The organism is Olivibacter sp. XZL3, from assembly GCF_004368405.1.
In the GTDB taxonomy this organism is placed as follows: Bacteria; Bacteroidota; Bacteroidia; order Sphingobacteriales; family Sphingobacteriaceae; genus Olivibacter.
Genome location: NZ_SBJH01000019.1, coordinates 1 through 4,733, shown reverse-complemented (window position 1 = coordinate 4,733; position 4,733 = coordinate 1). Strand labels below are relative to the sequence as shown.

At 41.9% G+C, this 4,733-nt stretch carries 7 protein-coding genes and 1 pseudogene; 4 read left to right on the top strand and 4 right to left on the bottom strand.

The window, feature by feature from the left end; all coding sequences use genetic code 11:
* Nucleotides 1–44 precede the first annotated feature (44 nt).
* The 4 genes from EPX21_RS23220 to EPX21_RS06055 form a co-directional block, all read right to left on the bottom strand.
* Complete coding sequence (locus EPX21_RS23220; protein ID WP_370450934.1) at nucleotides 45–179, bottom strand: YWFCY domain-containing protein; 135 nt, start codon at nucleotides 177–179, stop codon at nucleotides 45–47.
* 98 nt (nucleotides 180–277) lie between these two features.
* Nucleotides 278–1,567: a conjugal transfer protein MobB gene (mobB, locus tag EPX21_RS06065; RefSeq protein ID WP_134088774.1), complete on the bottom strand. Its 1,290-nt coding sequence runs from the start codon at nucleotides 1,565–1,567 to the stop codon at nucleotides 278–280.
* A gap of 2 nt (nucleotides 1,568–1,569) precedes the next feature.
* Nucleotides 1,570–2,007, bottom strand: coding sequence for a conjugal transfer protein MobA (gene mobA / locus EPX21_RS06060; protein ID WP_078677422.1), 438 nt, complete (start codon nucleotides 2,005–2,007; stop codon nucleotides 1,570–1,572).
* Between the two features lie 525 nt (nucleotides 2,008–2,532).
* Nucleotides 2,533–2,724 (bottom strand): hypothetical protein, encoded by a 192-nt coding sequence (locus EPX21_RS06055; RefSeq protein WP_134088773.1) that lies wholly within the window; start codon nucleotides 2,722–2,724, stop codon nucleotides 2,533–2,535.
* A 14-nt stretch (nucleotides 2,725–2,738) separates the two neighbouring features.
* Here EPX21_RS06055 and EPX21_RS06050 point away from each other — a divergent pair, with 14 nt between their 5' ends.
* The 4 genes and pseudogenes from EPX21_RS06050 to EPX21_RS06035 all read left to right on the top strand — a co-directional run.
* Nucleotides 2,739–3,506: a ParA family protein gene (locus tag EPX21_RS06050; protein ID WP_073063016.1), complete on the top strand. Its 768-nt coding sequence runs from the start codon at nucleotides 2,739–2,741 to the stop codon at nucleotides 3,504–3,506.
* Nucleotides 3,507–3,510: 4 nt separating this feature from the next.
* A complete protein-coding gene (locus tag EPX21_RS06045; protein ID WP_073063013.1) occupies nucleotides 3,511–3,960 on the top strand; it encodes a DUF3408 domain-containing protein in 450 nt (149 codons plus the stop codon).
* A gap of 11 nt (nucleotides 3,961–3,971) precedes the next feature.
* Nucleotides 3,972–4,244, top strand: a complete 273-nt coding sequence (locus EPX21_RS06040; RefSeq protein WP_073063011.1) for a DUF3408 domain-containing protein — start codon at nucleotides 3,972–3,974, stop codon at nucleotides 4,242–4,244.
* A gap of 2 nt (nucleotides 4,245–4,246) precedes the next feature.
* Nucleotides 4,247–4,657, top strand: a pseudogene (locus EPX21_RS06035) (conjugal transfer protein TraD); the annotation flags it as partial.
* Between the last annotated feature and the right edge of the window lie 76 nt (nucleotides 4,658–4,733).

Below are 4,733 nucleotides of genomic sequence, written 5' to 3'. Positions count from 1 at the left end.
CCACATTCCAACAGGATAGCAATAGCAAGTCTGATTGGAATTCTTTAGTTTTGGGTGTAGCTAGCTAGGGTAAGATTACAGAACCAATAAAGGTGCATCAGTACCAAAAGGATACTTACTGCCCTCATAAATGCCATTATCTTGGCAAGCCCTCGTAAATCGTCTTCTCCCTGCATTATTTTTAGTTTTAATGTTCGGGCGTGAATTTAAAGGCTCTATATAGTGGCTATAAGAATGTGGCACTCAATGGCGGTGCGTGGCGGTGTTTGGCTGATTTCTATTTCTGACCTCTTTGGCGGTTTCTTTTCTTCTTCATTTTGTTGGCAAAATCCTGTTCCTCGTAATCTTCGCCCTGTGCTTCGGGCAATAAACCGCCCAATGCTTCTATCAAACCGTCTTCGTGTTTTTCATTAGTATTCAGGAAGTCGAACAAATGATGTGGTTCTTCCGCAGGAAGATCTGCATCATTTGGTCTTGATATTTTCGATTGTAGTTCAACTGGCTCTTTAATCTCGGGTTTGATATTATTGTTCCAATAATCATTAAAGGTATTGGCAGAAAGTTCCTTGCCTAAACGTGAACCGTTCCAGACCGTTTTAGAATTGTGGTCTATAAAAGTTATTCCGTAAATACGTCCTGTGTCATTTCTACGCACCACTACATTAATGCCTTGTTCGCCTAACTGCTTTTTAAAACCCTGCTCATCATTTGTTGATTGCAGGGCAATGGTAACGGCAGCTTTAATGGTTGGCTTTGTCGGGTGGTCTTTTAAAGCCTCTTTGCTTTTTGCAAAATGCAATTCCAAAGTCGGTAGCCCTGCGTTTTTTCCGAAAAGCGAAGCCTTGAATGGATGTCCGGCTCTTTCTCCTTTTTCATTTAACGGAATGTATAATAAACCCTGCCGTAGCTGCCCCTGCAATTCGCCCTCCACTTTTTCGGTAGTAACATTGAACAGGGCAAGCAAAGCGTTGTATTCTCCCAAAGTTTGGTATTGATAATAATTCGGCAGGTGGCGGACAACCGAAGCGATTTGGCTTTTTACATCTCCAGCTTTGTAATCCACCGGACGGAAAATCTTATCGTTCTGCTTGTGTTCCTTATCCGTTGCGGGTATCAAACCGTATTTCCTTTCGAGTTCACGGCAAACATTCATAGACCGCATTTTCTCGAATTTGTCCGAAATCTTTTTGCCCTCTTCGTCCACGCAAACCGATACAATATGAATATGGCTACGGTCAATATCGGTATGCTTGAATACCACAAAAGGTTGTTCGCCGTAACCCATTTCACGCATATACTGCTCTGCCATTTCCCTGTACCTGTCATCACTTACCTTGTCTTTCGGGTCGGGATTGAGCGAAATATGCAACGTATGCTTTTCGGTATTGCGGTTGGCTATGAGATAAGGGGCAAAAGATTGGGCTAATTGTGCAACGGAATAATGACCGTTAGCGGTTTCAATCATCTTATTGGCAAACAAAATTTTTCCGTTTTCATTCTCCACTTTGAGCTGATTGTACGCCAATGCTCCGTATAAATTTCCGCTTCTTCCGATTTTCGCTATCATTTCTAAGGCTGTTTTTTCAGATGTTTTGCTTCAAATTCTTCGGTTATCTGAATGATTTTTTGGCATAGCATCGCCATTTCAGCCGTCTGTTTTTCCAATTTGTAAAGGAACGCTGCGGCTTTTTTCTCGGAAAAATTCTTGTACAACAGCTTTACAATCTGATTATAATTCACACCTACGGAGCGAAACTGACTGTGAAACGAGGTCAATCGCATATAAAAATCAACCGTTCCTTTATCAATTCTAACCGATTTCATTTCCTTACTGAACAGCAGGGAAATGATAAACTTTGCTTTGTTGGGCATTCCCGATGCTTCAAAAAGCGATAAAAGTTTGGCATTTTCTTCGTCTGTAAGACGGAAAACGTGGCGGTGGATGCTCGGGTCGGTTTTCGGTGTCCGTCCGCCCTTATTCTGTTTTTTGTTACTGTTCTCGTTCATCACTAATCCATTTTTAATCCACACAAAACCTCGACTTCGGAGAGCGTTTTCTGCCCCCTGCTAAGGGCAAGTTGTTTTGAGGCACGAACTCGGTTTCGAGTGCCTCAAAACACAACTTGCCGTGTTCTGTTGAACACAAAAATCCGCCCTGCGGGACGGATTAAATGTAACAGGGAAAAACGGCTCGAAGCCGTTCCCGTTACGCTCCGATTTCTCAAAAGTCTTTTGCATAAATCCGTTAATAATAATCATTGTACAAAGTAAAGCCCTGTTTACGAAAGCATTGTACTGTATAGCAGTGCCAAACACTGCCTTTGAACGCCAAACACTGCCACACCTATACAACGGAGAGAATATCCATAGTTCTTTGTATCAGATTTCAGGCAGGAACTCAATCAGGGCTGATAGATTGACAGCATTCAAGAATACAAACAATCCTGCAATCCTGACGGCTGGATTGCAAGAATGCAAGAATGACAGCGTGACGGCTTGCAATCAATCGGGATTGCTTTCCTGAATGTAGGATTACAGGAACGCAAGAATGATGGCTATCCTGCCTGATAGCATACAGGAATGAGTGCCGTCCTGCCGTATCGCAGACAGGCAGGAAATCACGAGTTCAGTTAAGAAAGCCTGCTGGCTATCCTGCAAGGAAGCCTGAACGAAATCAGGAACGCCTGATTGACTGTCCGCAGGACTGCAAGTAAGTAGAAACATTAAATTTTTAAAATATGAACACAAAAAAGAAACCTCTGTTTATTGCCTTTTCTTCTCAAAAAGGCGGTGTCGGCAAAAGTACATTTACAGCACTTGTCGCAAGTACGCTCCATTACCGAATGGGCTACAACGTAGCCGTATTCGATGCGGATTTTCCACAGCACAGCCTTATGAAAATGAAGACAAGGGATTTGGGAATGGTAATGGAAAATGAGGCTTTGAAAAAGCTGGCGTACAAACAATTTACCACTATCAACAAAAAAGCCTACCCGATTATGCAGCACAAAGCGGATAGCGTATTGGGAGCAGTTCACGAATTTGTAAACGCTTCTTCCGTTCCGGTTGATGTTGTATTCTTTGACCTGCCCGGAACCGTGAATACGCCCGGCATTCTAAAAGCATTGGCAGGAATGCACCACATTTTTACGCCCATTACGGCAGACCGTGTGGTAATGGAAAGTACGCTCATTTTTACACAGCTTTTGCAGGATGTGATTATGAAAAAAGGGGAAACTTCCATAGAAACCATTAACCTGTTTTGGAACCAGGTTGATGGCAGGGAAAGCACACCCCTATATGGCGTGTATAACCAACTGATTGAACAATTAGGGTTAAGCTTGATGCAAAGCCAAGTCAAGAACAGCACACGTTTCCGTAAAGAAAGCGAAGCGGACAGTAAAACCGTTTTCCGTTCTACCGTAATGCCTCCCGATGAACGTTTGATGAAAGCCTGTCAGTTAGACCAGTTCATAGAAGAGTTTTTAAAAATCACTCAATTATAACCCTATGGAGAAAGATAATAAAAGAAAAGCCACGCCTGACATTAACGAAGAGTTAATGATGAACCTTATGGTGGACGGCATCAAAAAGGACGGGATACGGCTTCCGCCTGAACCCATCGAAGAGCCGGAAAAGGAAGAGGCAAAAAACGAGCTAAAACAGGAAGAATTACAACAAAGCAAACCTGTACAACGAGAAAGGAACCGAACAAAGAAAAACCTTGACGGCAGCTACGGTGAACATTTTTTGAAAACCCATTCTATGACGAAGCGAGGGGATAAAAGCATTTATATCCGGCAGGAATACCACGAACGGTTATCCCGCATCGTACAGGTTATAGGGAAAGATGAGATACCGCTGTATGCCTATCTTGACAATATTCTGGAACATCATTTTGAACTATTTGAGAAAGCAATTACAGATGATTTTAATGAGAAGTTTAAACCCATTTTTTAAAGTATTTGATTATGAAAAATTTATTTAAGAAAAAGGAACAGCCCGATTGTATCGGGCAATACAAGGACAATTTTTTACAGCCGACAGGATTTTTGGCTAAAAGCGGGAAGTCAGTCTATATCAGTGAAGAGTTCCACCAAAATATATCCCGTATTGTTTTTATGCTCGGAGATGGAAAAATCACAATTTCCGATTACCTGTACAATGTGCTGAAGCAACATTTTCAGGATTTTGGAGAGGATATAAGAGCGTTGCATAATGAAAAACAAAAACCAATTCTTTGATTATGGAAATAGTAATTGTGATATGCCTGCTGGTAATTATTATCCTGCTTGTGCAGGATAAGATTATCATTAAAAAAAGGTCGGAACAAAAACAGCCGAAACAGGAAAAAGTCAATCCGAACCTGCCCGATATTATGGGTCAGCCCAAGCCTGTACGAAGCCATTCACTGCCAAACACTGCCAATGAAAGCCAAATTGAGGAAGCAGTAATAAACCCTGATAATTTAGACATTGAATACGACGAAAATGAAAACGTTGGTGTTCAAATTCCGCAGGAAGAGCTGGACGAAGTTTTTAGTAATATGCCTGATTTGGAGGAAGAGGAAGAAGAGTGGAACAGGTATGGAATATCCGGTGGCGATGACAGTCTTGCCCAAGGGGTTACCTATGACGAACTAAGCTCCGTAGGTATCCACCCTATGAACTACATATTTGATTTGTCGCTATTAGTTTATAGTTCTGTGGGTACAGATCTTTGAGATTTTTATG